27 protein-coding genes are annotated in these 24,955 nt (G+C 52.6%); 9 read left to right on the top strand and 18 right to left on the bottom strand.

Going from position 1 to position 24,955, the window contains the following annotated elements; genetic code table 11:
• Positions 1–263: 263 nt before the first annotated feature.
• The 7 genes from FD737_RS18195 to FD737_RS18165 form a co-directional block, all read right to left on the bottom strand.
• Positions 264–908, bottom strand: a complete 645-nt coding sequence (locus FD737_RS18195) for an oligosaccharide flippase family protein (protein WP_038649777.1) — start codon at positions 906–908, stop codon at positions 264–266.
• 74 nt (positions 909–982) lie between these two features.
• Entirely contained in the window at positions 983–1,249 is a 267-nt protein-coding gene (locus FD737_RS18190; RefSeq protein ID WP_034823852.1) for a hypothetical protein, read from the bottom strand.
• A 436-nt stretch (positions 1,250–1,685) separates the two neighbouring features.
• Complete coding sequence (locus FD737_RS18185; protein WP_097119647.1) at positions 1,686–2,081, bottom strand: polyketide cyclase; 396 nt, start codon at positions 2,079–2,081, stop codon at positions 1,686–1,688.
• Positions 2,082–2,299: 218 nt separating this feature from the next.
• Complete coding sequence (locus FD737_RS18180; RefSeq protein WP_370523113.1) at positions 2,300–3,442, bottom strand: alanine racemase; 1,143 nt, start codon at positions 3,440–3,442, stop codon at positions 2,300–2,302.
• A gap of 72 nt (positions 3,443–3,514) precedes the next feature.
• Positions 3,515–4,969 (bottom strand): efflux transporter outer membrane subunit, encoded by a 1,455-nt coding sequence (locus tag FD737_RS18175; RefSeq protein ID WP_160834196.1) that lies wholly within the window; start codon positions 4,967–4,969, stop codon positions 3,515–3,517.
• 139 nt (positions 4,970–5,108) lie between these two features.
• Positions 5,109–6,032, bottom strand: coding sequence for a kdo(2)-lipid IV(A) palmitoleoyltransferase (gene lpxP, locus FD737_RS18170; protein WP_034823845.1), 924 nt, complete (start codon positions 6,030–6,032; stop codon positions 5,109–5,111).
• Between the two features lie 424 nt (positions 6,033–6,456).
• Entirely contained in the window at positions 6,457–7,320 is an 864-nt protein-coding gene (locus FD737_RS18165) for a YicC/YloC family endoribonuclease (protein WP_097119686.1), read from the bottom strand.
• Positions 7,321–7,494: 174 nt separating this feature from the next.
• Between FD737_RS18165 and FD737_RS18160 the strand changes: the two genes are divergently transcribed.
• Positions 7,495–7,938, top strand: coding sequence for a DUF3574 domain-containing protein (locus FD737_RS18160; protein WP_097119687.1), 444 nt, complete (start codon positions 7,495–7,497; stop codon positions 7,936–7,938).
• 67 nt (positions 7,939–8,005) lie between these two features.
• Here the strand turns inward: FD737_RS18160 and FD737_RS18155 are convergent, their stop codons facing one another.
• Positions 8,006–9,190: a NupC/NupG family nucleoside CNT transporter gene (locus tag FD737_RS18155; protein ID WP_097119688.1), complete on the bottom strand. Its 1,185-nt coding sequence runs from the start codon at positions 9,188–9,190 to the stop codon at positions 8,006–8,008.
• A gap of 146 nt (positions 9,191–9,336) precedes the next feature.
• On the opposite strand from FD737_RS18155, the gene rph reads away from it, so the two are divergent.
• Positions 9,337–10,053: a ribonuclease PH gene (rph, locus tag FD737_RS18150; RefSeq protein WP_034823841.1), complete on the top strand. Its 717-nt coding sequence runs from the start codon at positions 9,337–9,339 to the stop codon at positions 10,051–10,053.
• A gap of 49 nt (positions 10,054–10,102) precedes the next feature.
• Entirely contained in the window at positions 10,103–10,744 is a 642-nt protein-coding gene (pyrE, locus tag FD737_RS18145) for an orotate phosphoribosyltransferase (RefSeq protein ID WP_034823839.1), read from the top strand.
• A 95-nt stretch (positions 10,745–10,839) separates the two neighbouring features.
• On the opposite strand, the gene slmA is transcribed toward pyrE, so the two are convergent.
• The 3 genes from slmA to coaBC form a co-directional block, all read right to left on the bottom strand.
• Positions 10,840–11,436: a nucleoid occlusion factor SlmA gene (slmA, locus tag FD737_RS18140; protein WP_097119650.1), complete on the bottom strand. Its 597-nt coding sequence runs from the start codon at positions 11,434–11,436 to the stop codon at positions 10,840–10,842.
• A 115-nt stretch (positions 11,437–11,551) separates the two neighbouring features.
• Positions 11,552–12,010: a dUTP diphosphatase gene (gene dut / locus FD737_RS18135; RefSeq protein ID WP_034823835.1), complete on the bottom strand. Its 459-nt coding sequence runs from the start codon at positions 12,008–12,010 to the stop codon at positions 11,552–11,554.
• The gene (coaBC, locus tag FD737_RS18130; protein WP_160834195.1) at positions 11,988–13,208 is read right to left on the bottom strand and encodes a bifunctional phosphopantothenoylcysteine decarboxylase/phosphopantothenate--cysteine ligase CoaBC; all 1,221 of its coding nucleotides are present in this window, start codon (positions 13,206–13,208) and stop codon (positions 11,988–11,990) included. The genes dut and coaBC overlap by 23 nt, the downstream gene beginning before the upstream one ends.
• A 189-nt stretch (positions 13,209–13,397) precedes the next feature.
• Here coaBC and radC point away from each other — a divergent pair, with 189 nt between their 5' ends.
• From radC to mutM, 4 genes are all read left to right on the top strand, one after another.
• Positions 13,398–14,054: a DNA repair protein RadC gene (radC, locus tag FD737_RS18125; protein WP_160834194.1), complete on the top strand. Its 657-nt coding sequence runs from the start codon at positions 13,398–13,400 to the stop codon at positions 14,052–14,054.
• Between the two features lie 243 nt (positions 14,055–14,297).
• Entirely contained in the window at positions 14,298–14,534 is a 237-nt protein-coding gene (gene rpmB / locus FD737_RS18120; RefSeq protein WP_007885297.1) for a 50S ribosomal protein L28, read from the top strand.
• 18 nt (positions 14,535–14,552) lie between these two features.
• Entirely contained in the window at positions 14,553–14,720 is a 168-nt protein-coding gene (rpmG, locus tag FD737_RS18115) for a 50S ribosomal protein L33 (protein ID WP_001051798.1), read from the top strand.
• Between the two features lie 70 nt (positions 14,721–14,790).
• On the top strand, positions 14,791–15,600 hold the full coding sequence (mutM, locus tag FD737_RS18110) for a bifunctional DNA-formamidopyrimidine glycosylase/DNA-(apurinic or apyrimidinic site) lyase (RefSeq protein ID WP_034823825.1): 810 nt from the start codon (positions 14,791–14,793) through the stop codon (positions 15,598–15,600).
• On the opposite strand, the gene coaD is transcribed toward mutM, so the two are convergent.
• The 6 genes from coaD to FD737_RS18080 form a co-directional block, all read right to left on the bottom strand.
• Complete coding sequence (gene coaD, locus FD737_RS18105) at positions 15,601–16,086, bottom strand: pantetheine-phosphate adenylyltransferase (RefSeq protein ID WP_097119655.1); 486 nt, start codon at positions 16,084–16,086, stop codon at positions 15,601–15,603.
• On the bottom strand, positions 16,083–16,859 hold the full coding sequence (locus FD737_RS18100) for a glycosyltransferase family 2 protein (protein WP_097119656.1): 777 nt from the start codon (positions 16,857–16,859) through the stop codon (positions 16,083–16,085). Before FD737_RS18100 ends, coaD begins: the two co-directional genes overlap by 4 nt.
• Positions 16,860–16,862: 3 nt before the next feature.
• Positions 16,863–18,137 (bottom strand): lipid IV(A) 3-deoxy-D-manno-octulosonic acid transferase, encoded by a 1,275-nt coding sequence (gene waaA / locus FD737_RS18095; protein ID WP_097119657.1) that lies wholly within the window; start codon positions 18,135–18,137, stop codon positions 16,863–16,865.
• An 85-nt stretch (positions 18,138–18,222) separates the two neighbouring features.
• Positions 18,223–19,356, bottom strand: coding sequence for a glycosyltransferase family 4 protein (locus FD737_RS18090; RefSeq protein ID WP_097119658.1), 1,134 nt, complete (start codon positions 19,354–19,356; stop codon positions 18,223–18,225).
• Positions 19,349–20,425, bottom strand: coding sequence for a putative lipopolysaccharide heptosyltransferase III (rfaQ, locus tag FD737_RS18085; RefSeq protein ID WP_160834193.1), 1,077 nt, complete (start codon positions 20,423–20,425; stop codon positions 19,349–19,351). Before rfaQ ends, FD737_RS18090 begins: the two co-directional genes overlap by 8 nt.
• A 73-nt stretch (positions 20,426–20,498) precedes the next feature.
• Entirely contained in the window at positions 20,499–21,488 is a 990-nt protein-coding gene (locus tag FD737_RS18080) for a glycosyltransferase (RefSeq protein ID WP_160834192.1), read from the bottom strand.
• Between the two features lie 177 nt (positions 21,489–21,665).
• Between FD737_RS18080 and FD737_RS18075 the strand changes: the two genes are divergently transcribed.
• Entirely contained in the window at positions 21,666–22,697 is a 1,032-nt protein-coding gene (locus FD737_RS18075; protein WP_160834191.1) for a glycosyltransferase family 9 protein, read from the top strand.
• A 2-nt stretch (positions 22,698–22,699) separates the two neighbouring features.
• On the opposite strand, the gene FD737_RS18070 is transcribed toward FD737_RS18075, so the two are convergent.
• Complete coding sequence (locus FD737_RS18070) at positions 22,700–23,662, bottom strand: polysaccharide deacetylase family protein (protein ID WP_097119661.1); 963 nt, start codon at positions 23,660–23,662, stop codon at positions 22,700–22,702.
• Positions 23,663–23,848: 186 nt separating this feature from the next.
• On the opposite strand from FD737_RS18070, the gene FD737_RS18065 reads away from it, so the two are divergent.
• Positions 23,849–24,931: a glycosyltransferase gene (locus FD737_RS18065; RefSeq protein WP_160834205.1), complete on the top strand. Its 1,083-nt coding sequence runs from the start codon at positions 23,849–23,851 to the stop codon at positions 24,929–24,931.
• The last annotated feature ends 24 nt before the right edge of the window (positions 24,932–24,955 follow it).

The following is a 24,955-nucleotide window of genomic DNA, read 5'->3' as shown; positions in this document are numbered from 1 at the left end:
TATTTCTAAAGCAGACGTCATCGGATTAGCTGTTTTGATGCCGCTCATGCTAACAGGCTTAACCCGCTTGATAAATCAGGAGTGCGTTACGCTTTCGCATTAAAAAATGTGATGTGATCTGTGTGATCGTGCAGGTCTGAGGGGTAAGAAGACGGGGGAAGAAGAGATGTTAACCGTATCAAAAAAGAAAAAAGCGTGCTGGCGACCAGCACGCGAACGCATCTTCTCAGATGCCCAGAGCCCACCATACAGACTTGTTTTTATTATCCGTTTCTTGCTCGCACGTTAGCGAAACTTTTCAGGCTAAAACGGTATTCTGGCTGGAACCAGGAACGACCGTAGTAGCAGTAGACCAGCATTCTGATGGATACCATGGCCAGGTAGCCCCATATAGCGCACAACACTGAAGGGGTCAGCCATACGGTAAACAGTGTGACACCCAGACCAACCAGCACCGATGAGGTTTCTGTGAAGGCGATACGCGAGAATTGTTTCTCACGCTGTAATATGGCGCGATAATGTTGCCCTTGTGGAATAATGATGAAAATCACCGAAATCATTTCCAGCATAATCGCCATTTCCGGTTGGTTCATGATTCGGCTATATAAATCACTACCAATAAACAGCACGGCGAATATCATCATGCCACTTAATACATTTCCCCAGTAGAGAATGGATAGTTCGCTGTTATTAAGATTTATATTTCTGATAACTGAATTGCCAAATCCACGGTCGGCAAGCGTATCAATAATCAATAACATCACAATGGCAATGGCGAGTAAATCTAACTCGTTTGCCTGAAGTATTTGTGCCAGAAGTGAAAGTTGTAAAACACCAATGCCGACGATTTTTATGGATGACAAAATTGACCATTTGGCGCTGGCCAAACTTTTTTCTCTTATCGCCATGTTCTGCTCGTTATGGTACATGTACCAATGCAATTAAGGGTTCACCCGGGCGCCTGCCCAGAGTACAGATCACATCAATGCAGCGTGTCCTGACGCAGCCCTGAAATGCCTTTCAGAGTTTGCCACGTAAAGATGCATTCAATTAAATGATGTTCTGAATTTAAAGAGATGCCCCTGGCGCGTAAATATTTCATTGTCTCAGCGGTATCTCCTCCTGTTCGGAGGAAATCCGCAAGATCATTATAAAATCCCTTTGAATTATTATATTCCCCGGCCAGTATCCTACTGGCAATCTCAACAAATTCTTTTTCAGACAACAAAGGATAGGTTGAGCGATCCATGTTATTTCCCTGCTGTTGTTATTATCGGGTATTGCTGTGTGTGAATGAGTTATACCGTGTTTTAATTAAATTAACACCATAAGAAAACTCCTATAAATGAACTTCAGAAATCAATGGTTTCAGACTTTGCATCAGAATAGATAAGGGGACGGATGAGCGATTAATAAGTCCTGTTAGACATTTTGATCGGCGATTAAACAAGCCATTTGAATAAGTAAGAAAAAACACCGATAAATCAGAGGGGCTAAGACTTAGGAGGCGTGCTCTCACCAGGAGTTTTCCTGGTGAGAAGACTTTAGCCAGACTGGTGATTAGCACGAAAAGCAACAGATATTATCGTTAAACAGTTAAACGCTATTGCGTAGAAAAAGATGACTTTTTTATTGATTGCTTCCAGCGAAAGTTAAAGCAGTACGATTTTTATAATGCATTGATTCTAATGAGTTAACAGGTGGAGAAGTTGATCCAGGTCGCGTTTTACCCAGTCAACGTCCTGAGCAAATTTTTCATCAGACATAAGGGGTTGGCGATAAACCACCATCACCACTTCGGCTCCCTTTTCGTTAGCAATCACGCGCATCGGCATATAAATCTCCTTACCGCTGCCGGTATCGATCCAATGATCCATGACGCCAAAGGGGTTGTGTGGCGTGAAGCGGATTTTCACTGAACCTTCAGGTCCTTTGGCTTTCCAGTAGTTACCCTCTTGCGTGAGCGTACTGGCACTTAGCCCACTGGCCCATTTGGCAAAGCATTCAGGTTTCCAGATGGTTTCATATAAATCTAACCAGTTGCGGGGAATGGTCAGCGTGACTGTCTGAGATGGCAGCATGGAACCTCCGTTAGGCGAATGAAAGGCAGGGAATCCGTAAGGGTGGCTTCTGGAGATGAATGATGGCCGCCACAGTAAAATGGCGGTCTTAAGGCCGTACCCTACAGAATGATGAGACCGCCTACAGCAAAGAGTACCTTAACTGAAGGGGATTCCGCTGCAAATGGCAGGATAGTGGAAGTGTGCTGCAACAGAGGTTTCCAGTAAAAATCCTGCTATCAGATAAACTTGCCGCGTCCCTGAATATCCTTCATCTCTGCTGTACCGTCCTGATGGCGTAAAACGAAGCGGTCAGATTGAGCCACTACCGCGCAGCTGTGATTGGGGAAGATGCGTAGCAGAGCCCCAAGCGCCGGAGCATGATCTCCGTATTGCAGAAAGCCATGCTCTTCCGAAAGTTTCAGAACTTCGTATTGGTTGCCCTGCTCATCAACGGCGATACCGAAACCGCTGGCGTTAGTGCCGTGCGGACCCTTATCAGAGCTGAGCATCTTGGAGCCGGCATCAATAATCGCGAAATGCGGATTCACCGCCACTACACGCGTTACCACGCTGAGTGCCAGTGCATCGGGCGTGCACAGCCCCAGGCGCCAGGCGGTAAGATCCAGCAGCGCATAATTTCCAGGACGAATTTCGTCGCTGCCTTCAGCCACCGGCGCGGCCAGGGCTGTAGGCGTGGAGCCAACAGAAATGCGGCAACGCGCAAAGCCTGCAGCGATCAATTGCTGCTGAACCTGGTTCATTAACATGATTTCCTGCTGTGCAACTTCAGCGATAGCCTCGGCATGACCCGCGCCGTAAGCATGGCCGGCGTGCGAAACCAGTCCGGCAAAAGGCAATCCCGCTGCTTTAATCTGCTGCGCCAATGCCACGGCCTCACCGCTGTGCGGATCCACTCCCACGCGATGCAACCCCACATCGACTTTAATGGCGATAGACAATTCACACGTGGGCTGCTGGCGATGCGCTTGAGCGATTGCCGTGACGCCGAGAGTACAGTCGGCAATACAGGTGACACGCGCCTGATATTGCACGGCGACAGCCAGTAATTCAGTGAGTGTATCGGCGTGAACAACGGGATAAGCCAGCAGCAAATCGCGCTCCCCACCGAGGATAAAGGCAACACCCTCACTAGGTTTTGACACGGTAATACCACGCGCACCTAACTGGCGTTGCTGTTCGGCAATCCAGACACTTTTATGCGTTTTGATATGTGGACGCAGCGTGACACCTGCGGCATCGGCTTTTTGCTGCATGTGTTGCAGATTGCGTTGCAGGTGTGTCGCATCAATTTCGAGGTAAGGCGTCAGTCGGTCAGCGATAAGCGGGCGTAACCAGCCGGCATTGGCATTCTGTTCCATCATGATAGTCCGCAGAGTATTCCAGGTGCGGACTATCATTCATTAATGTGCGGCAGAATGCCAGCCGTCAGCTTATTCCTTCACTGAAGTGTCAGTGTTCTGGAATCCGCCGCCCAGGTCTTCAATTAATACCACTGCCAGATTGATCTGCTGCGCCTGCAATGCCACCAGTTTCTGATCGGACTCGATGAGTTGGTTCTGGATGGTTAGCACATCAAGGTACGGACGCAATCCTGCGGTGTATTCACGGTTTAAATCATCCCATGCGCTATGAATGAGTTGATTCGCGCTCTGCTGCTGCGCCAGCTGATCCTGAATCGACTGCAGTTGCGTAATGGTATCGCTGATATTCCCCAGGGAACCAATCAGCAGCTTGTTGTACTGCGCGACAGCCAGATCATAGTTAGCGTCACTTTCCGCTAAATCGGCGCGGCGCTTGCCGGCATCGAAGATCGGCAGAGACAGACTTGGACCCACGTTAAAGAACCGGCTGGGTGCACCGAAAAATGCATCGCCGAGCAGTGAACGGGTACCGGCTTCCGCCACCAGGTTGATGTTGGGATAGAACTCGGTTTTCGTTGCGGCAATTTGTTTTGATGCTGCTTCTACGCGCCAGCGTGCTGCCACCACATCCGGGCGACGACCCAGTAGCTCCGCCGGAATATTACCCGGCAGCGTGGCGGCAATGGGGACATCCATTTTCGCCGCTTTCAGTTGGTGCCAGTAATCCGGCCCTTTACCAATTAGCGTGGAAAGTTGAATGCCAGCATCGGTGACATTCTGTTTGGCTTCGGTCAGGGTGGCTTCAGCGGTTTTTTGCTGCGATAACGCCTGCTTGTATTGATAGTCGGACGTTAAACCGGCGCTGACATACTGCTGCTGAATTTTGGCGATGCCACTGGAACGGTCGGCATTCTGTTTTGCCAGTTCAGCGTTCGACCAGGCCAGGTTGAGGTTATTCCAGGCGCGCGTCACGTTGACGGCGAGCGTCAACTGGCTGGCCTGGCGATCCAACTCACTGGCGCGCGCCTGACCTAGCGCGGCTTCTGCTGCATCTTTCTTGCCGCCCCACAGGTCAAAGGTGTAGCTCATGCCGATATTGGCCGTGCGCAGCGTGCTGTAGCTTTTACCTTGCAGAAGCGGGTCGTCGACTTTTGCCACACGGGAACGCGTGATCCCGGCATTAAGATCCACATCGGGATAGCGCTCAGCCTCGGCGGCAATGACCTGCGCATTGGCTTTGTCTGCCTGCGCGTTCACCACCTGCAAATCCGGGCTTGAAGTCATAGCATCGGCAATGAGCCGATTCAGTTGTGGATCGTTAAATCCCTGCCACCATTCGGTTTTTGGCCAGTTTGCTGCGCTGAAATGCGCGCCGCTAAGGGATGCTTTGGCTTGCAGTGAGTTGGCATCAAGCAGAGAGTTATGAGGATGTAAGCCGTGCGGATTGGCACAACCGGTCAGCAGAGCGCTGGCCACGGCAAGCGCCAGCAGCGCGCGTGGTTTGGTGGTAAGTAGCAGGTTCATGTTTTTGGTCAGAATAGAAGAGAGCAGACCATTACATGAGTCTGTGCAATTTTTGACAAACCTGTTTTTCGTTAAGAATGGTTGGTAAATGTGAGCAGTGCAGAAGGGGCAGCAGGCGAAGGCCTGCTGCATCAACAGATTAGACGTAAAGTGACGCTTCACCCGGTGGGCGAGTTTTAAAGCGGCGGTGCAGCCATAAGTACTGCTCAGGTGCGCGCAGGATCTCTTTCTCGATCACTTTATTCATGTAAGCCGCGGCAGCCGCTTCATCTTCATACGGATAGTTTTGCAACTCCGGTTGAATGATGAGCTGATAACCGCTCTTATCGCTGTTGCGGATCAGCACTATCGTTAGCATGGCCGGTTTAGCCAGACGCGATAATACGAAGGTGCCATTGGTGGTAGCCGCTTTTTCGACAGCAAACAGCGGAGCGAACACGCTGCCTTTCGGGCCGTAATCCTGATCTGGCGCGAACCAGACGGCTTCGCCCTGTTTCAATGCCTGCACCATACCGCGCAGATCGCGACGATCAATCATCGCCTTATTCGATCGCATACGACCTTTTGTCTGCGCCCACTCCATTGCCTGATTATTGTGAGGGCGATACATCGCCATCATTGGCTGGCACAGTCCGGTAATGCGGCCACCCAGCTCAAGCGACATGAAATGCACACCAATCGCCATCACGCCGCGATGGTTTTGCTGCGCATTTTGCAGGTTGTGCAGGCCTTCAACCTGGAAATAACGGCGGACGCGCGCATCCGACCAGAACCAGGCAATACCGGTTTCTGCCAGCGCCATACCAAGGGATTCAAAATTACCGGCGATCAATACCTCTTTATCTTCCTCATTGATATGCGGGAAGCAGAGTTCAATATTGCGGCGGGTAATGCGCTCACGACGCTTCAGAAAGTGACGCGACAGCTTGCCGGCAGAGGCGCCAAGCCGAATTAAAATAGGATAGGGAAGCTGCACCAGCAGCCACAGCACACCCAGCCCAAACCAGGTAAACCAGTAGCGGGGATGCAAAAGTTTAGAATTGAACTGCCCGTTTTTCTTCATAACGCCTTCAGGGAAAGAGTGGGTGTATCGCACAAAGAAGGGTGTCCATGAATTCCTGGCGGTACGGCTGTGTTAATTACGACCAGTAGATTAGCAAATAGTGCCCTCAAAGAAACGTAATCTCTGCAATCTTTAGGATGGAGAGGTTTCATTGAGGAAGCGTATTTTCAACGGAAGATTCATGGAATGAAAATAAATAGTTGATGAAAAACAACAACATAATTTCTTACTGTGAAAGTCCCTAAGGTTGATTCACAGTCATGTTTGGTCAGCCATTGACATGCATCATCATCAAAGCTTTCACAATCTTTACATTGCAAAGTCTGCAAATTGGTCTAAAGGATAAACGAAACGCACTGGGCATGCTGAGCGGGCAAAAAAGCCCGGATCACCGGGCTTTTTTTAACACCAGCCGAATGAGGTGTTATTCGATGTTCTGAATCTGCTCGCGCATCTGCTCAATCAATACCTTCAGCTCAATAGCTGACGCCGTGATATCGGCATTGATCGACTTAGAGGCCAGTGTGTTCGACTCACGATTGAACTCTTGCATCATAAAGTCGAGACGGCGACCAACCGCTTCTTTCTTCTTCAGGATGTTGTAGGTCTCTTTGACGTGCGCATCCAGACGATCCAGCTCTTCCGCCACATCAATGCGCTGCGCCATCATGACGAGTTCTTGCTCAAGGCGCGTATTTTCCAGCTGTACTTCCGCTTCTTCCAGTTTGCTGACCAGACGTTCACGCTGCCACTTCACCACTTCCGGCATCTGCGCACGCACCTTGCTGACTTCCAGCGACACGCCTTCTAAACGCTGCTCAATCAGGGTTTTGAGCGCAGTGCCTTCGCTTTCACGAGCAATGATGAAGTCATCCAGTGTGCCGTCGAGTGCGGTCAGCAGTTCGGTATTGATAGCATCCAGATCCTGTTCCTGAGCTGACATCACGCCAGGCCAGCGCAGAATATCCAGCGGATTGATCGCGCCTTCGTCGGTCTGCATCTTCACCCAGTTGGCGGATCGCACCAGCTGTTTCGCCAACGCCTCATTCAGTTGCAGCTCACCTTGTGCACTGGGGTCGGCATCAAAGCGCAGGTTGCACTCGATTTTACCGCGCGTCAGGCGATTACGGATACGCTCGCGAATCACCGGCTCCAGGCTACGAAATTGTTCCGGCAGACGGATGTAGGTTTCCAGATAGCGTTGGTTTACCGAACGGATTTCCCAGGCTGCGCTGCCCCAGTGGCCTTTTGCTTCACGGCGGGCGTAAGCGGTCATGCTGCGGATCATAAGCTTGTACTCATTTTCAGGAATGTTCATCGCATTATAGTGATGGCAGCCAAACCATGATAGGCATAAGCGCAATGAGCTAACGCCGCGCGCAACTTTCAGTGAAAAGGATGACGTATCCATCATTCACACCCTATGATGTCCAGTGTGATACTTAAACAGTCTGAGGCTATGATGCTGAATAAATTGGCGATGCCGTTGGCTATCGTCTTCTTTCTGGCCGGATGCCAGACACCCGCTGCACCTCGTGAACAAATTCTACCCAATACCGCCCCTGTTGCCGTGTGCGGCTCAGGAGACATCATGATGCAAACCACCCTGTGGTTTGGGATGAACAAGCCGAAAGGCGGCGTCATCAGCAGCAGCGAATGGCAGCAATTTGTTGATAATGATGTCACGCCACGATTCAAAGATGGGCTTTCAGTGTATGACGGTAAAGGTCAGTGGCTGGGAGAGGGTGGAAAGCTGGCGCGTGAAAACAGCAAAGCGTTAATGCTGATACATCAGCCGGGCCGTGCAAGTTCTGACAGCATCAATGCGCTGCGCGACATTTATAAAACGCGCTTCGATCAGGAGTCGGTGATGCGTGTCGATTCGCTGGTGTGTGTCGCGTTCTAAAGCAGAACAGGGCCGCTTTGATGGGCGCGCCCCTGTAAAGAGCGGCTAGCAGGCCGCTCCGCTGTGATTAAATGAACAATCCTGCAAACGCGGCTGACAGCAGGCTCACTAGTGTGGAACCATAAACCAGCTTCCAGCCAAAGCGCGATACCACATTGCCCTGGCGCTCATTCAGTCCTTTAATCGCTCCCGCCACGATGCCAATTGAGGCAAAGTTAGCAAAAGACACTAAAAACACGGACAGAATGCCGAGACCGCGCGGTGACATTCCCGCAGCGACTTTCTTCAGCTCAATCATGGCCACGAATTCATTGGCTACCAGTTTGGTCGCCATGATGCTTGCCGCTTGCAGGGCATCGGCAGAAGGAATGCCAATCAACCACGCAAACGGATAGAAGACATAGCCAAGCAGTTGCTGGAAGCTGTAGCCAAATACCGCGGCAAACAGAGCGTTAATGGCGGCGATCAGGGCGATAAATCCAATCAGCATCGCCAGAATAATCATCGCCACTTTAAAACCTGCCAGGATGTATTCGCCCAGCATCTCAAAGAAGCTCTGGTCTTCGTGCAGCTTATCCAGTGCAATGCGTTCTTCATTTTCCGGGCGTGTCGGGTTGATGATCGACAGGATAATGAAGGTACTGAACATATTCAGCAGCAGTGCGGCAACCACATATTTTGCATCAATCATCGACATGTAAGCACCGACAATCGATAGCGACACCGTCGACATCGCAGTTGCGGCCATGGTGTACATGCGCGGTGCGGAGATATCGCCGAGGATACCTTTATAGGCGATGAAGTTCTCCGATTGACCCAGAATCAGCGTACTCACGGCATTGAATGATTCAAGTTTGCCCATCCCGTTCACCTTCGACAGCAGGGTACCGACCAGACGAATCAACAACGGCAGAATACGCCAGTGCTGCAAGATGCCGATCAGGGCGGAAATGAACACAATCGGACAGAGCACGCCGAGGAAAATAAACGCCAGTCCCTGTTTCGCCATATTGCCGAACACAAAATCGGTACCTTGCGCAGCAAAGGTCAATAAGGTTTCGAAGAAGCCGCCGACAGCGGTCACCACAGACTGGCCGCCCGCAGAATGCAGGAAGAACCAACCCAGTGCCGCTTCAACCACCAGCAATTGAATAATAAAACGTGGGCGAATCAGTTTGCGGTCATGACTGACCAATAGCGCAAGGGCGAAGATCACCACCAGCGCCAGCAGGAAATGGAGTATTGCTGTCATCATTTGTCTTTTTATGAGAGGAAAGGGCGCATTTAGCCACAGCTGAGGCGAAATTTCATCCGGGAAAAGTGCCGCATGTAGGCAGGACAGCCGCGCACGAAGTCCGTATAATGCGCAGCCAAACCTAAGTAAGCCGGAGAGAAACCATGCGTCCAGCAGGCCGTAACGCATCTGAAGTGCGTCCCGTCACCCTCACTCGTCACTACACCAAACATGCAGAAGGATCCGTGCTGGTTGAGTTCGGTGAAACCAAAGTGCTGTGCACCGCCACCGTTGAAGAGGGTGTGCCACGTTTCCTCAAAGGCAAAGGTCAGGGCTGGGTCACTGCGGAATACGGCATGTTGCCGCGTTCCACCCACAGCCGTATGGCGCGCGAAGCGGCCAAAGGTAAGCAAGGTGGCCGTACGCTGGAAATTCAACGTCTGATTGCTCGCTCGCTGCGTGCCGCAGTGGATTTGGATGCGTTGGGCGAGTTCACCATCACACTGGACTGCGACGTGATTCAGGCCGACGGTGGCACGCGTACTGCGTCGATTACCGGTGCATGCGTCGCGTTAGCCGATGCGTTGAATGCGCTGGTTGCAGCGGGCAAGTTAAAAGCCAGCCCGTTAAAAGGCATGGTGGCGGCGATTTCGGTCGGTATCGTTGGCGGTGAAGCGCTGTGCGATCTTGAGTACGTGGAAGATTCTGCGGCTGAAACCGATATGAACGTCGTCATGACTGAAGATGGCCGCATGATTGAAGTGCAGGGCACCGCCGAAGGCGAGCCGTTCAGCCATGAGGAATTACTGCAGCTGCTGGCGCTGGCGCGAGGCGGCATTGAGCAGTTGATTCAGGCGCAAAAAGCAGCGCTAACAAATTGATATAACAGGCGACCATAGAGTCGCCTTTTCTTTATTTGAGGAGTGAGAAATGAAAGCCTGGCAGCGTCAGTTTATTGAATTCGCCCTGAACAAAGGGGTGCTGAAGTTTGGTGAGTTCACCCTGAAATCGGGTCGTAAAAGCCCATACTTCTTTAATGCCGGTTTATTCAATACTGGCCGTGACTTAGCGCTGCTGGGACGTTTCTATGCGCAGGCGCTGGTGGATGGCGGCGTTGATTTTGATCTGCTGTTTGGCCCGGCCTACAAAGGGATTCCGATTGCCACCACCACGGCCGTCGCACTGGCCGATCATCATGATCGCGATGTGCCTTACTGCTTCAATCGTAAAGAAGCCAAAGACCACGGTGAAGGCGGCTTGCTGGTCGGTAGCCCGCTGCAGGGTAAAGTGATGCTGGTGGATGATGTGATCACCGCAGGTACCGCTATTCGTGAATCGATGGACATCATCAGCGCGCACAATGCCACATTGGCGGGCGTCATGATTTCGCTGGATCGCCAGGAGCGCGGCCGTGGTGATATCTCCGCCATTCAGGAAGTGGAACGTGACTATCAGTGCAAGGTCACGGCGATCATTACGCTCGCGGAACTGATTGATTATCTGGAAGAGAAGCCGGAAATGGCAGACCATCTGGCGAAAGTGCGGGCGTATCGTAAAGAGTACGGTATTTAACACCGCGGCTTTATCACGGCCGCCATCGCTGGCGACCGGATGATGAACCAAGGTATTTTATCGCGCGCCCAATCATGGGCGCGCCTGATGAATCGCTAAACTAACTGTGCCGCAATCAGTGGCCAGCGGCTGTCAAAATCAGTGGTTGGGCGATAGCGGAATTCAGATCGCACATAGCGGGAAAGCAACCCTTCGCAGAACGCCAGCAACTGGCTCGCCAGCAGCGTTTCATCAGTCTGGAAGCCTTCCCCATCACGCATTTTCTTTTCTCGCATCACCTGACGCAGCTGCACCTCAATGCGTTCGAACAACTGATTGATACGCCCTTGCAGGCGATCCTGTTCAAACATCAGCGCGTGGCCAGTCAAAATGCGTGTCAGCCCCGGATTACGCTCACCAAATCCCAGAATCAGCTGCACGATTAAACGCAGTCGTGCGAGTGTTTCTTTCTCATCTTTCAGGATTAGATTGATGCGGGTAATCAGACTGTCTTCAATAAACTCGATCAGGCTGTCGAACATACGCGTTTTGCTCGGGAAGTGGCGGTAGAGTGCCGCTTCCGAAACGCCTACATTGGCTGCCAGCTTGGCGGTGGTGATTCGCTGACTGCCATCGCCCGACTCCAGCATTTGCGCTAGCGCCTGCAAAATCTCTTCGCGACGATTCCGTTTCGCGGCTTTTTTTTCTGCCATGACCTTCAAGACCCCTGAAATTCACCAAAAACAGGCAATACTGCCTCGTCAGCCACAAGCAGTTTGGCCCGTAGCGACGAGAGATAAAAAGATGGCTTGCGAAAAGTGTCGCGTGTTACTGACGACCAGAGTGGCCAAAACCGCCGGCGCCGCGATCGCTGGTGTCAAAATCTTCCACCAGGTTGAATTCGGCTTGTACCACCGGAACAAAGACCAGTTGTGCCAAACGGTCGCCAGGCTGCAGCGTAAAGCTATCCTGACCACGGTTCCAGACGGAGACCATCAGTTGGCCCTGATAATCGGAGTCGATTAAGCCCACCAGGTTGCCCAGCACGATTCCATGCTTATGGCCCAGACCTGAGCGGGGCAAAATCACAGCGGCCAGCGCAGGGTCAGCAATGTGAATCGCCAGACCAGTTGGCACCAGCGTGGTCATGCCTGGGGAGATCTCCAGTGCACCATCAAGGCAAGCACGCAGATCGAGACCCGCAGAACCCGAGGTGGCATAAGTTGGCAGTGGGAATTCGTTACCCACGCGCGCATCCAGAATTTTAACGTCGATTTTTTTCATCATAACGGCTGACAATCTCGTCTATTAATTGTTGGCCAAGGAGCGTCTTATCACTGAGCGGTAAGACTTTCTCTCCTTCCTGCCAAAAAAGGTGAAGAGCATTGGTGTCGCTATTGAATCCCTGTCCTGCCTGCGCCACATCGTTCGCGCAGATCAGATCCAGATTTTTTCGCACCCGTTTTTGCCGCGCGTATTCTTCCACATTCTGGGTTTCGGCAGCAAATCCCACCACATAAGGGCGATGTTTCTGTAATGCCGCTACGCCTGCGACAATATCCGGGTTCTTCACCAACTGCAGCGTGACGTTATCATCGCCACCCTGTTTTTTGATTTTCTCTGCGGCAATGTTTGCCGCCCGGTAGTCTGCCACGGCAGCGCTGGCAATGAAAATATGTTGTTGGCTGATTTGCGCCATCACCGCCGCTTCCATTTCCAGTGCACTCCCCACATCAACGCGCGTGACGCCAGCGGGCGTAGGCAGTGTGACCGGGCCCGCCACCAGTGTCACCGTTGCGCCACGTTTTGCGGCGGCGGCGGCAATGGCGAATCCCATTTTACCGGAGCTGTGATTGCTAATGTAACGAACCGGGTCCAGCGCCTCACGGGTTGGGCCCGCGGTGATCATAATGTTGAGATGTTGCAGATCGTTGACGGGCGCGGCCCACTCCAGCGCATGAGCGACAATTGCCAGCGGATCAAGCATGCGGCCGGGACCTACATCGCCGCAGGCCTGGCTGCCGCTGTCCGGCCCCCAAATCAGAACGCCTCGCTGATCCAGACGCTGAAGATTCTCCTGGGTAATCGGCGCGCGGTACATCTGTTGGTTCATGGCCGGCACGATGGCCAGAGGCGCTGCGCTGGCGAGACAAGCCGTGGTGACCAAATCGTTAGCCATCCCTGCCGTGATGCGTGCAATCAAATCGGCGGTCGCGGGGGCCAGTACAATCAGATCAGCCCATTTCGCCAGCTCGATATGGCCCATAGCGGCTTCAGCGGCAGGGTCGAGTAAATCATCCAGCACCGGATATCCGGAAACGGCTTGTAAGCTGAGCGGAGGGATAAAGGCTTTCGCTGCATCAGTCATCATGACACGCACCTCTGCGCCACGATCGCGCAGACGACGAACCAACTCGGGTGTTTTATAAGCAGCAATACCGCCGCTGACGCCGAGCAGAATTTTTTTTCCGGCTAATCCCGTCATGTTCTTTGCCTCAACTCAAAACGGATTGCCGCTGTGATGCGGCAGATGCAGGCAACTTTATCACAAAATCCAGCGACCGCCTTTTCACGGCCTGCGCCCTTTGCGAGATGGCTCTGAAATCGCGACCGGCTTGCTGGTATGCCTCCTGGCAAATACGCACAATCGCCCTGACCCAGGAAGGAGAATGTCATGACGGAACTGGCCCCACGAGAAAAACTGGCCATCACAGGCGCAGAATCATTGAGCGATGCAGAACTGTTAGCGATTTTTTTGCGCACCGGCAGCCACGGTATTCCGGTGATGGCGCTGGCGCGACAAATGCTTAATGAGTTTGGCTCGCTATATCGCATCATGACCGCAAATGAAACAGAACTGAGCGTGATTAAAGGCGTAGGCACGGCCAAAATTACCCAACTGCATGCAGTGGCTGAACTGGGGCGACGTTTTTTCGCCAGTCAGCTGGCGCGAGAAAATGTGATGGAGAATCCACAGGTGACAAGGCATTACTTGCAAAGCGTGCTGGCGCATCAGGAGCGAGAGGTTTTTATGGCGCTATTCCTGGATAATCAGCATCGGGTTTTGCAGGCGCAAAAGATGTTTACCGGCAGTATTGCCAGTGTCGAAGTGCATCCACGTGAAATTGTGCGCGAAGCGTTAAAACTCAACGCGGCCGCCGTGATTTTGGCGCATAATCATCCTTCCGGCATAGCCGAGCCCAGTCGCGCCGATCGTGATATTACCGGTAAAGTCGGGCAGGCTTGCGCGCTGCTGAATATTCGCTTACTTGATCATTTGGTGATCGGTCACGGCGAGTATACCTCCTTCGCTGAGCGCGGTTGGCTGTAAAATAACCATCCGATTGCGCAGAAATGATGCATTTTCGCGCGATCCATCGGGATCTTTATTTGTTCGGGACTTGAGCACTTGGGCTGAGCGGCGTATACTACGCCACCTTTGAGAATCTCGGGTTTGGCGTTTGGGCCAGCTTAGCGGGTTCACATGGAACTCGCTTGGGCGGGCTAAGGCCTGACGAGGCGGCCAAAACCTAGTTTTTAAAGCTCGAGCTGATTTGATTTTTGGAGAATAGAAATGTCACGAGTCTGCCAGGTAACTGGAAAGCGTCCGGTAACGGGTAACAACCGTTCCCACGCAATGAACGCGACGAAACGCCGTTTCCTGCCGAACCTGCACTCTCACCGTTTCTGGGTTGAGAGCGAAAAGCGCTTCGTTACTCTGCGTGTATCTGCTAAAGGTATGCGTGTTATTGATAAAAAGGGCATTGATACGGTTCTGACCGAAATCCGCGCCCGTGGTGAGAAGTACTAAGTACTAAGGAATTGAATCATGGCTAAAGGTATTCGTGAGAAGATCAAGCTGGTTTCCTCTGCTGGTACAGGTCACTTCTATACCACCACGAAGAACAAACGTACTAAACCAGAGAAACTGGAACTGAAAAAGTTCGATCCGGTTGTACGTCAGCACGTGATCTACAAAGAAGCCAAAATTAAGTAATTTTGGTGTTCTTGCGAAAAACCCGGCTTCGGCCGGGTTTTTTGTTTCTGCGATTTGTTGAGGAGATGACATGCCTGAATTACCAGAGGTAGAAACCAGCCGACGTGGTATTGAGCCACATATGGTGGGCGCAACGATTTTGCATGCGATTGTGCGTAATTCACGCCTGCGCTGGCCGGTCTCGCACGAAATTCATGCGCTGAGCGACCAACCAGTGTTGAGCGTGCAACGGCGCGCAAAATACCTGCTGCTGGAATTACCCCACGGCTGGATCATCATTCACCTCGGCATGTCTGGCAGTTTACGCATGTTACCGGGTGAGCAACCCGCGGCTAAGCACGACCACGTCGATTTGGTGATGAGTAACGGCAAGGTGCTGCGTTACACCGACCCACGTCGCTTTGGTGCATGGCTGTGGGCCTCTGAGCTTGAAGGCAGCAGCGTACTGGCACATCTCGGTCCTGAACCGCTCAGCAGCGAATTCGATGGTGCTTATCTGTTTGAGAAGTCACGTGGAAAGCGCACGGTCATTAAACAGTGGCTGATGGATAACAAAGTGGTGGTTGGCGTGGGCAACATTTATGCCAGTGAATCACTGTTTACCGCCGGGATCTTACCCGATCGATCGGCGATGAGTTTGAGTCGTGATGAAGCGGAGTTGATGGTGGCGACAATCAAGGCCGTCTTGCTGCGTTCGATTGAGCAAGGCGGTACCACGCTACGTGATTTCCTGCAAACCGATGGAAAGCCTGGCTACTTTGCCCAGGAATTGCAGGTGTACGGTCGGGCGGGCGAACCCTGCCGAGCCTGCGGTACGCCAATCGTCAGCGGCAAACATGGCCAGCGCAGCACCTTCTGGTGCCCTCGCTGCCAGCATTAATCAGGGCTGCGCCAGTTTTGTCAGCAATGCCTGATGCACCACGGCAGGCAGAAATGCCTGCACATCACCTTTATGACGCGCCACTTCCTTCACCAGCGATGATGACACGAATGAGAATCCTTCGGACGGCATCAGAAACACGCTCTCCAGTGTAGGTAGCAAATGACGGTTCATCTGTGCCAGCTGCAGTTCATATTCGAAATCTGACACCGCACGCAGTCCTCGCACCAGCACATTGGCATTTTGCGCTTTGGCGAAGTTCGCCATCAAATCGCTAAAACCCAGCACCTCAACATTGGCTAAGTGTTGAGTGGCCTGCCGTGCCAAATCCACGCGCTCATCGAGTGTAAACAGCGGCTTTTTGCTGGGGCTGGCGGCAATAGCAACCACGATGCGATCAAACATCTGCGCCGCGCGCGTCACAATATCCACATGGCCCAACGTGATGGGATCGAACGTGCCGGGATAAATCGCTTTGGTGCTCATACGCGACCTTGTGTTGAGGTGTGATGCAGCGCCCAGAGCGCTGAGTATTTGTTAAAGGTGTATTGCGCGTTGACGACGGCCAGAATCCAGCCCTGCTTGCCGTCGAGGAATCCGGCGCGCAGCAGCAACGTCTTAAGGAATGCGCCTAACGTGTGGCTGAAAATCGAGAAGATGCCACAACGCTTGCCTCGCTGAAAACGTTCTTGCGCCCAGGCTTCGGCATAATTCATCTGTTTACGTTGGAAAGCAATCAAATCGCGGCAGGTGAGATGCTGGAGATCGCCTGGTAACGTCACCACCGGTGCGCCCTGAGTTTCCAGCGATTCGTGCACCAGATTGTCATTGTAATTGAGTACGCGAGGATAGAGGCGCATCACGCGATCCGGATACCAGCCACTATGGCGCATAAAGCGGCCAAGGAACAAATTGCTGCGTCCCAGGCAATAAACAGTATCAGAGGGTGGTTGCTCCAGTACGTTTTCAATCGCGCGGCGTAACTCGGGCGTGACACGCTCATCGGCATCCAGCATCAGAATCATATCGCCGCTTGCATGGGCTTGTGCACGCTGGCGCTGCTTGCCGAAGCCCGCCCAGCCTTCAGCCTGATGCACCTGCGCGCCGTGCGCGCGGGCCACTGCTACGGTGTTATCCTGGCTGCCTGAATCCAGCAGCACAATCTCATCTGCCCAGCTCACTGAGGCCAGCGCCTCCGGCAGCAATTCAGCTTCGTTTTTGGCGATCATCACCACGGAAAGACGTTGGCGTTGTGGCATGCGTTAATGAGCTCGTGGCGGCAAATGTGGTTCGAGTAACTGTAGCAGACGCTGCAATGCGCCCTGATTTTGATGCAGCACTTCGACTGCGTGGCGGCCGTAATAGCGGCGGTAATCATCATCCTGCAGCAGATTGGCCACCTGTTTCTCCAGCGAAACCACGTCCGTGACGGTGATCAGGCCTTCAGCCTGCTGCAATTTGGCGCAGATATCTTTGAAGTTCCAGATATGCGGCCCCATCAGCACCGGAATGGCATGGGCAGCCGGTTCCAGCGGATTATGACCGCCGCGTTCTACCAAACTGCCACCAACAAAGGCGATATCGGCGATGCCGTACAGCAGCATTAATTCACCCATGGTGTCGCCAATCACGACCTGCGTTGCGCCAGACGGAATCTCACCGCTGCTGCGCAGAGTGAAACTGAAACCGCGCTTTTGCGTTAGCTCGCAGGCATCTTTGAAACGTTCAGGATGGCGTGGCACCAGAATCAGCAACAGATCGGGAAATTGCTGCAACAGGCGACGATGCGCATCAAGGATGATGGTCTCTTCACCCTCATGTGTACTGGTGGCGATCCACACCGGACGGCGCGATGCCCATTGACGGCGCAACGTGACCGCACGGGCCGCCAACTCTGGCGTCACGGAGATATCAAACTTCAGGCTACCAGTGACGGCGAGATGCGTACGCTTGAGGCCCAGGCTCAGGAAACGCTCAGCATCCTCGTTGTTCTGCGCCGCAATCAGCGTAATACGCTGCAGCAAATCGCGCATAAAGCCACCGAGCTTTTTATAGCCTTTGGCCGAGCGCTCTGACAGACGGGCATTGGCAATGACCAGCGGAATTTGGCGCTGGTGCAGAATACGGATGATGTTCGGCCACAACTCGGTCTCCATGATGATCACCAGACGAGGTTCAACGGTATCAAGGAAACGGTTAATCGAACCGGGCAAATCATAGGGCAGATAGACATGATGCACATCTTTACCAAACGCGGACTGAGCGCGTTCGGAACCGGTTGGCGTCATGGTAGTCACGGTGATCGGCAGAGTAGGATAGCGATGGCGCAATGCGCGTACCAGCGGCACGGCGGCCAGTGTTTCACCCACAGAAACCGAATGCAGCACAATGCCGTGCGGTTCAACTTTTCCCACACAGTAGCCGTAGCGTTCTGACCAGCGTTTACGATAGGCCGGTGCTTTTCGACCGCGCAGCCACAGGCGCAGCCAGATCAGTGGCTGTATTAAATAGAGCAGGGCTGTGTATAGAGTTGTCATAGTTATCGTTACGACAGATTCGCGTCAAAAAACACATGAAAGGCGGCATGTTATCAGAAACTGACCGCCTGCTCATACCACTTCGTCAGCTGGTCTTCAGCACCTGCTGATAGAGTGAAGTCAGGGACTGCGCCAGCCGCTGTGGACCAAAAGGTTCGATTCTGCGGCGTGCGGCTTCACCCATGGCAGAATTCTGCGAAAGTGCAGGTGTGGCGACAATGGCGTCATTTAATGCCTTGATATCTAATGCATCACAAACGAAGCCTTCCTGACCGGCTTGAATAAATTCTGCGCCGCCACAGCCGGTGCTGGTAATCACGGCCAAACCGCAGGCCATCGCTTCAAGCACCACATTCGGAAAAGGATCATAAAGCGTGGGCAACAGTAAGGCGTCAGCGGCGTGATAATAGGGCTGCACATCCTGCTGCACGCCAACAAAGCGCAAGCGATCAAGGCAATTAAGCTGGTTAGCCAGCTGCTGATAGCGTGAAAGTTGTTTGTCCTGGCCAACCACAACCAGATAGCGATCGCTGTGGGCGAGTGCTTCAATGGCGGCTTTCAAGCCTTTGCGCTCAAAGCCTGAACCCACGTAGATCATCACCGTGGCATCCTGTGGCAGCGTCAATTGCTGGCGTATGGCGTAGCGCTGAGCTTCAGTTGCTGGCTGGAAACGTTGGCTATCGATGGCGTTGTGAATGACATGGATTTTGCTGGCATCTAGCGTGAAATGACGCAAAATATCTTGCTTCACCATCTCTGAGTTACAGATCACCGCTTTCAGTGATGCTGCATTGAACATCTCTGCTTCAGCCTGCAGAACATAACGATGGTAAGGACTCAGGCTGGCGCTCAAGCGCTGCCAGGGTGAGACGATACGCGCACGTTGTTCCAGCCACACGCGATGGACGCCATCACCGGCGCGGAAAATATCGCAGCCCGCAATGCGTTCGTGGCTCTGCACGATATCGAACTTCTCACGTTCCCAACATGCACGTGCCGCGTGGGCAAAACCGCGTTCGCGCGATACGCGTCCAAATTTGGCGGGATTGCAGATGTGCAGATGCCAGGCTGGATTGGGTGTGCCCTGCCAGCTGCGTGTGATGATATTCAGATCGAGCTGCTCGCTGTCCAGTGCTTCCAGCGCCCGCGAGATGAAACGCTCGGCACCGCCATCCGGACGATATTTCTGCCGGACAATCGCCAGGCGTAACTTAGTCATGCAAAAAACTCCTGGCGGCGGCCACCACATCATCCACCGGAATGGCTGAGAGATAGCGCTGTTCTGTTTTGGTATCGATGTCGTCTGGCGAAGGCAGCGGTGCATAATCACCGGCCCAGATCACGCGATTGTTTTCACCCCACGGACGCCAGTGTTGCAGTTTGGTGGGGCCAAACAGCGCAAGACAGGGCGTATCGAGTGCGGCGGCCATGTGCATGGGGGCAGAATCCACACCGATAAACAGCTGCGCTGCATCAATCAATGCCGCCAATTGCGGCAATGAAAGCTGCCCGGCAAGTGAAACCACATTCTGGCTATGGCACAGCGACTGAATGTGAGCGATCATCGCTTGCTCATGCTTGTCAGGTGCGGCAGTCAGCACGATGGTATGACCATCGGCGGCGAGCGTATCAATCAGCTGCGCGACCTTTTCATCTTCCCAGCATTTGAATACCCAACGCGATGTTGGCTGTAACACGATAAATGGCCCGCTGACCTTTTGCTGAACCAATGCATCCTGCACTTTCTGTTTATCTGCCGCACTAAAGTGCATTGAGGCTTTTGCACCTTCTGCGCTGATACCTAGCGGTTCAAGCGCCGCCATATTCTGCTCGACGGTGTGCAATTGATTATGTGTTTTTGTCGAAACCAGATAGTTATGGCACCAACGCCACAGAGCGTGATCACGTTTGGCGTAGGCAAAACCAATGCGCACCGGCGCAGCTGAAAAACGTGTGATAATCGCGCTGCGCCATTGATCGGCGAGGTTAATGACCACGTCATAATGGCAGGCACGTACAGCTGAAAGCAGCGCCATCTCATGGCGGAACTTCTGCCAGCCGCCCTCTTTTTTCCAGTTGCGGTCAATAATGTGCAACTGGCGAATAGCGGGGTGTGCTTCCAGCATCGGCCGCGTCTCTTTATACAACAGGACGTCGATGTTGGCGTTTGGATAGCGCTGGCGCAGCGCATTGATAGCGGGCGTGGTCAGCAGCATATCGCCGTGATGGCGCAGCTTGATCAGCAGAATATTTTTCGGTGCAAATTGGACTGGAATCGGGCTTGCCATACTCAAATGATCTCAAATTTCAGTGAGCTGATTGTAGGGCAAACCCCTATAGGGCGAAAGCCAGCCGCGACGCTTATTTGTTACGCCAGCGATAAATCCGACTCAGCCATAACAGCAGTTGATACCACTGCCGCGCGCCGCGTGCATTCCGCAGCATACGTTTATGGGTTTGCGTGGCAAACAGATCCGCAATCATCGCCTGCCGTGCGCTCTCTTCCGGTTCACGGCGAATGGAATGGCAGACGCTGAGGGCTTCATGCGTGATTTGATAATGGAATACGGGATAGATTTTAACTTTATCGCGATAGCGTGCATTGATCTCTTCCAGCATCTGCGCGATTTTCAGGTAGTGGCGTTGATACTCAACATTTCGTTGGCCGGTACGTTTGCGGTTGCTGATGGAGGCATCGTGCAGGTAGTAGCGGTAGAGCATTTGATCGGTGTAGCGCACGCGTCTGGCGTTGAACATGAACTCTGTGGTCCAGGGAATATCCTGATGATGTAACCCCGGTTCGAAAGTGAGATTGTTTTGTTCAATCAGTTCACGGCGATAAATACCCAGCCATACCACGTGCATGTATCGATGCGTCTGCAGTGCGGTGTTCAGCCATTCTGGGCCGCTCAATACATCGGTGCTGGTTAAGCGATCCAGGGGAATCAACGGTTTGGTCGTCTGGCTGGCTTTGAAAAACCACTCCGCATTACACTGCGCGACATCGAGATCGTCTCGCTCGGCCATCTCAACCAGTATTTGATACATGGTTGGGCTCATGGTGTCGTCTGCATCCGGGAATGTGACGTACTTGCCTTTTGCGACGGCTAATCCGGCATTGCGTGCCCGTGAGACGCCACCATTAGCCTGGTGAATAACCCGCACCTGAGAATATTGATGCGTATAAGCCTCAGCTCGTTCGCCTGAACCATCGGTGGAACCATCATCGACAATGATGATCTCGAGATCTGTCAGCGACTGCGCCAGTAGAGACTGCATAAACGTCTCGAACATCGCGCCAGCGTTGAACATGGGTGTAATGATGGAAAGTGCGGGATTATCAAGCGACATTGTTAGTTATGGTTTTATGAATTATTTACGATTTTATAACGTTAATTATTGCTAAGAAATTCAGAACTTTTTGGACATTAATGGTCAAAAGTAGTTAGCTCGCTGGCATTTTTGCGCTTTTAGGAACGGTTCTGGCCGGAATGTTTGGCATCAATCCTTTTTACCCTGGGCATCAGTATGAAAAACATCCTTGTTATCCGACGCGATAACATTGGCGATATGGTGTGTACCACTCCACTGCTGGAAGGTTTGAAACGCACTTTTCCTGACGCAAAAATCACCCTACTGGTTAATAAGATTGCTCAGGATGTGGTGAGCCATAATCCTCACGTTGACCGTCTGTATGTCTACAAAAAAGCCAAACATCGCGGTAAGAACGAAACCACACTCGGTGTTTACTGGCAGCGCGTAAAAATCATGCTGGCACTGCGTAAAACGCGCTTTGATGCCACGATTTTGGCTAATCCGGTGCCGTGCAAATACAGCTTACGCCTGGCGAAAATGGCCGGCGCGCACAATATTATTGGCGCTGCTTTGCCCGACGTTCAGCTGGATCATCCGTTCCGTAAAAGCGATTTTCAGGGCAGCCATCAGGTCGAACATACCTTTTCTTATCTCTCTGCGTTGACTGACAGCCTGCCTGAAGTGCCATCTGTGAATCTTTATCTCGCCGATGCAGAACGTGAAGCGGCCAAAGCGCGTGTTGCACAAAGCTTTGCTTCAGCAGGAAGGGTCTATGGTGTGCACATCAGCAGTCGCAGCCCTAAGCGTCGCTGGCCGATAGCCAGTTATGCGGCTTTTATCAATAAGCTGCTGGAAGATGAGCAGGCGCGTGTTCTGGTGTTTTGGTCACCGCAGGGCACGCTGGATCCTCACGACAAAGGCGATGCGGCCCGTGCTGATGAGTTGATGGCGTTGGTCAATTCATCACGCGTAGCGCGCTATCCCACCGCATCGGTGCGAGAAGTCATCGCAGGCTTTGATTGCTGCGAGCAAATTTTGTGTAGCGATGGGGGGCAGATGCATCTTGCCGCCGGGCTGCATAAAAAGCAGGTGGTGTTCTTTGGCGATACCAATGCGACGTTGTGGCATCCATGGTCGGGTGAGTACCAGATTATGCAGACCGATTCCGGAGAATGTCGTGATATCTCACCGGAAACGGTCTGGCAGGCATGGCAGAAACTTAACGTACGGACTGCTGTAGCTTAAAACTACTGCTGTAGCTTAAAACTGTCGTGATATTCCGACAGAGTCTGGCCAACGAAACGGGGCGCTAACCAACTGAAGAGCGCCTCTAGATCCTCATAAAGCTGTTCGATATCGCGTTCGTTTTTAAACGTTGGGCTGCCGTCTGGCATGAACTCAGAGCTGTGCAGCATAAATTCCGTGTAATTATTGCCTTCTGCCAGCGACATTTCGACCACACGTTGCATATCCGCAAGATTACCGCCGGACGGGCGCAGCCAATGTACGGCGGGGCTTTTTTGCTTGCCGCGAAGTCGATACAGACTTTGTTTGAAGGTATTCATCAAAGGCGAGTATTTGTATTGAATACTCATAGGGATTTCGAGCAGTGAAGAGTTGCCGCTGCGTGAGATATCCTGCGGATCGATGAAATAAGGTTTGAACGGAAAATCTGTATAGTTTGTGCCGCCTTTACCCTGTGGTGCGCCGCGTGTGAAGGACCAGTTCACGCGCGGGGTAACGGAACAATCCACCTGATAGCCTAGTTCGGTGAGAATGGCGGCATAGCGTTCATCAAATGCCCAGCGCCCTGCACGATGGCTCAGCATTTTCGTCTGGAACTTTTCCTCCAACAGATCAGTCATATAAACGACTTTATCGCGCAGCACGGTATCCGGGTATTCGACCAGGAAAGGCTGCCAACGCCAGTCATCATCGGTGAGTGGCGCTTCTGGCGGACTGTTCCATGCATGCAGATGCATGCCAATCTCACCTTGTTTGCGCGCGATGACATCTTTGCCGAATTCCACGAAAGCAGGATCCATCGCCATTTCATAGTTGGTCAGCCAGGTGGGTTTAAAACCATAACGCTCGCACAGGTCCTGAAAACGTGGCAGATAGCCGGTATTTTCGGTGGTGATTGAACGGTGATTGCGCCAAAGGTTGTCGCCTTCAGTGTCAATGGTAATAAGGAACGCGTGCCGGGTCATGTTCGCCGCCTGAAGCCAATAAAATCGCAATGTTACGCTGAGCCATTCAGTGACGCAAAACTATTTGCCCGGGCAGGAAACAGGCGAAAAGCACGAAGGATCTGCGCTACTATCCTGGCCAGGACTGCAGGCAATCACATGTTATTTCATTCAGACAGGTAGAATATTTTGTCAAAACGCATACTCATGGTGATAGATGGATTGCCGGGCGGCGGCGCTGAAAGAGTGGTTCTGACGCTGGTCACCGGTATGCTGGCACAGGGGCACCGTGTATCACTGTTTTCCCTGCGACAAGTGTGCGAGTACCCCTTGCCGCAGGGAGTGGATTATCAGGTCATTCTGGACACCAATCGTCGACCCTGGCGCAAACTCACCGAGCTGAGTCGTCGAGCCCGTTTGCTGGACGAAGCAGTACAACAGGCGGAGAAAACGGCAGGTGAATTTGATCTTGTGGTGTCTCATCTGCACAAAACCGACCGTATCGTGCGTCGAAGTCGCGCGCTGGATGCGAAGAAAATCTGGTTCTGCCTGCATGGCGTGTTTTCAGCCTCCTATCTTGGGCATCGCACCGGATTATCACGCTGGTTAAAGGCGCGTAAAATCCAGCAGGTTTATCAGGGGCGTAACGTAGTCGGCGTTTCACCCGCCGTGCTGGAGGATTTGAAAGAGGCCTTTGCTGTGAAGCTCACAGGCGAAGCGGTAATTGGCAATCCGTTCGATATTGCACTGATTCGGCAGTTGGCAGCAGAGCCCGCCGAAGTGCCTGAGTCTGGTTTTCTGGTGCATGTCGGGCGCTTCCACGAAACCAAACGGCATGACCGCCTGTTAAAGGCTTACGCATTAAGCAATATTCAGTTGCCGTTGGTGTTATTGGGGCAGGGATCGGCACAGCGTAAAGCCGCTTTAGAAGCCCAGGCACAAGCGTTAGGGATTGCCAATCGTGTTATTTTCCAGGGCTTTACACAAAATCCTTATGCATGGATCAGCCGGGCGGCAATGCTGATTGTCAGTTCGGATAGCGAGGGTTTTGGTAATGTGCTGATCGAAGCCATATTGTGTGGCACGCCTGTTGTCAGTACGCGTTGTCCGGGTGGCCCGATGTGGCTGTTGCAAGGTGATTTAGCGCGCGGCCTGGCAGATCTCAATCCTGAATCGCTGGCAACAGCAATGTGTGACATTTATCAGCACCCGCCGTTGTTAGCAGCGGATGCCTTTGCCGAATTTGATACGGCGGCAATCTGTCAGCAATATCTGGCGCTGATTAAGTGAAGCCATGGGAGGCCCAAAAGCCTC

The sequence above is a fragment of the Pantoea sp. Seng genome, from assembly GCF_009829935.1.
Classification (GTDB): domain Bacteria; phylum Pseudomonadota; class Gammaproteobacteria; order Enterobacterales; family Enterobacteriaceae; genus Pantoea; species Pantoea communis.
This window is presented reverse-complemented; position numbering and strand designations above follow the sequence as displayed.

What these genes read in the sequence shown, in the direction of transcription:
- FD737_RS18165 (WP_097119686.1), bottom strand. Translation starts at nt 7,320, where the DNA reads ATGATCCGCAGCATGACCGCTTACGCCCGCCGTGAAGCAAAAGGCCAC.
- waaA (WP_097119657.1), bottom strand. Translation starts at nt 18,137, where the DNA reads ATGACAACTCTATACACAGCCCTGCTCTATTTAATACAGCCACTGATC.
- FD737_RS18065 (WP_160834205.1), top strand. Translation starts at nt 23,849, where the DNA reads ATGGTGATAGATGGATTGCCGGGCGGCGGCGCTGAAAGAGTGGTTCTG.
- FD737_RS18100 (WP_097119656.1), bottom strand. Translation starts at nt 16,859, where the DNA reads ATGCCACAACGCCAACGTCTTTCCGTGGTGATGATCGCCAAAAACGAA.
- FD737_RS18090 (WP_097119658.1), bottom strand. Translation starts at nt 19,356, where the DNA reads ATGACTAAGTTACGCCTGGCGATTGTCCGGCAGAAATATCGTCCGGAT.
- FD737_RS18160 (WP_097119687.1), top strand. Translation starts at nt 7,495, where the DNA reads ATGCTGAATAAATTGGCGATGCCGTTGGCTATCGTCTTCTTTCTGGCC.
- FD737_RS18175 (WP_160834196.1), bottom strand. Translation starts at nt 4,969, where the DNA reads ATGAACCTGCTACTTACCACCAAACCACGCGCGCTGCTGGCGCTTGCC.
- coaD (WP_097119655.1), bottom strand. Translation starts at nt 16,086, where the DNA reads ATGAGCACCAAAGCGATTTATCCCGGCACGTTCGATCCCATCACGTTG.
- rpmG (WP_001051798.1), top strand. Translation starts at nt 14,553, where the DNA reads ATGGCTAAAGGTATTCGTGAGAAGATCAAGCTGGTTTCCTCTGCTGGT.
- FD737_RS18180 (WP_370523113.1), bottom strand. Translation starts at nt 3,442, where the DNA reads ATGGAACAGAATGCCAATGCCGGCTGGTTACGCCCGCTTATCGCTGAC.
- radC (WP_160834194.1), top strand. Translation starts at nt 13,398, where the DNA reads ATGACGGAACTGGCCCCACGAGAAAAACTGGCCATCACAGGCGCAGAA.
- FD737_RS18075 (WP_160834191.1), top strand. Translation starts at nt 21,666, where the DNA reads ATGAAAAACATCCTTGTTATCCGACGCGATAACATTGGCGATATGGTG.
- rfaQ (WP_160834193.1), bottom strand. Translation starts at nt 20,425, where the DNA reads ATGGCAAGCCCGATTCCAGTCCAATTTGCACCGAAAAATATTCTGCTG.
- FD737_RS18185 (WP_097119647.1), bottom strand. Translation starts at nt 2,081, where the DNA reads ATGCTGCCATCTCAGACAGTCACGCTGACCATTCCCCGCAACTGGTTA.
- pyrE (WP_034823839.1), top strand. Translation starts at nt 10,103, where the DNA reads ATGAAAGCCTGGCAGCGTCAGTTTATTGAATTCGCCCTGAACAAAGGG.
- slmA (WP_097119650.1), bottom strand. Translation starts at nt 11,436, where the DNA reads ATGGCAGAAAAAAAAGCCGCGAAACGGAATCGTCGCGAAGAGATTTTG.
- rph (WP_034823841.1), top strand. Translation starts at nt 9,337, where the DNA reads ATGCGTCCAGCAGGCCGTAACGCATCTGAAGTGCGTCCCGTCACCCTC.
- coaBC (WP_160834195.1), bottom strand. Translation starts at nt 13,208, where the DNA reads ATGACGGGATTAGCCGGAAAAAAAATTCTGCTCGGCGTCAGCGGCGGT.
- FD737_RS18155 (WP_097119688.1), bottom strand. Translation starts at nt 9,190, where the DNA reads ATGACAGCAATACTCCATTTCCTGCTGGCGCTGGTGGTGATCTTCGCC.
- FD737_RS18195 (WP_038649777.1), bottom strand. Translation starts at nt 908, where the DNA reads ATGGCGATAAGAGAAAAAAGTTTGGCCAGCGCCAAATGGTCAATTTTG.
- lpxP (WP_034823845.1), bottom strand. Translation starts at nt 6,032, where the DNA reads ATGAAGAAAAACGGGCAGTTCAATTCTAAACTTTTGCATCCCCGCTAC.
- rpmB (WP_007885297.1), top strand. Translation starts at nt 14,298, where the DNA reads ATGTCACGAGTCTGCCAGGTAACTGGAAAGCGTCCGGTAACGGGTAAC.
- mutM (WP_034823825.1), top strand. Translation starts at nt 14,791, where the DNA reads ATGCCTGAATTACCAGAGGTAGAAACCAGCCGACGTGGTATTGAGCCA.
- dut (WP_034823835.1), bottom strand. Translation starts at nt 12,010, where the DNA reads ATGATGAAAAAAATCGACGTTAAAATTCTGGATGCGCGCGTGGGTAAC.
- FD737_RS18080 (WP_160834192.1), bottom strand. Translation starts at nt 21,488, where the DNA reads ATGTCGCTTGATAATCCCGCACTTTCCATCATTACACCCATGTTCAAC.
- FD737_RS18190 (WP_034823852.1), bottom strand. Translation starts at nt 1,249, where the DNA reads ATGGATCGCTCAACCTATCCTTTGTTGTCTGAAAAAGAATTTGTTGAG.
- FD737_RS18070 (WP_097119661.1), bottom strand. Translation starts at nt 23,662, where the DNA reads ATGACCCGGCACGCGTTCCTTATTACCATTGACACTGAAGGCGACAAC.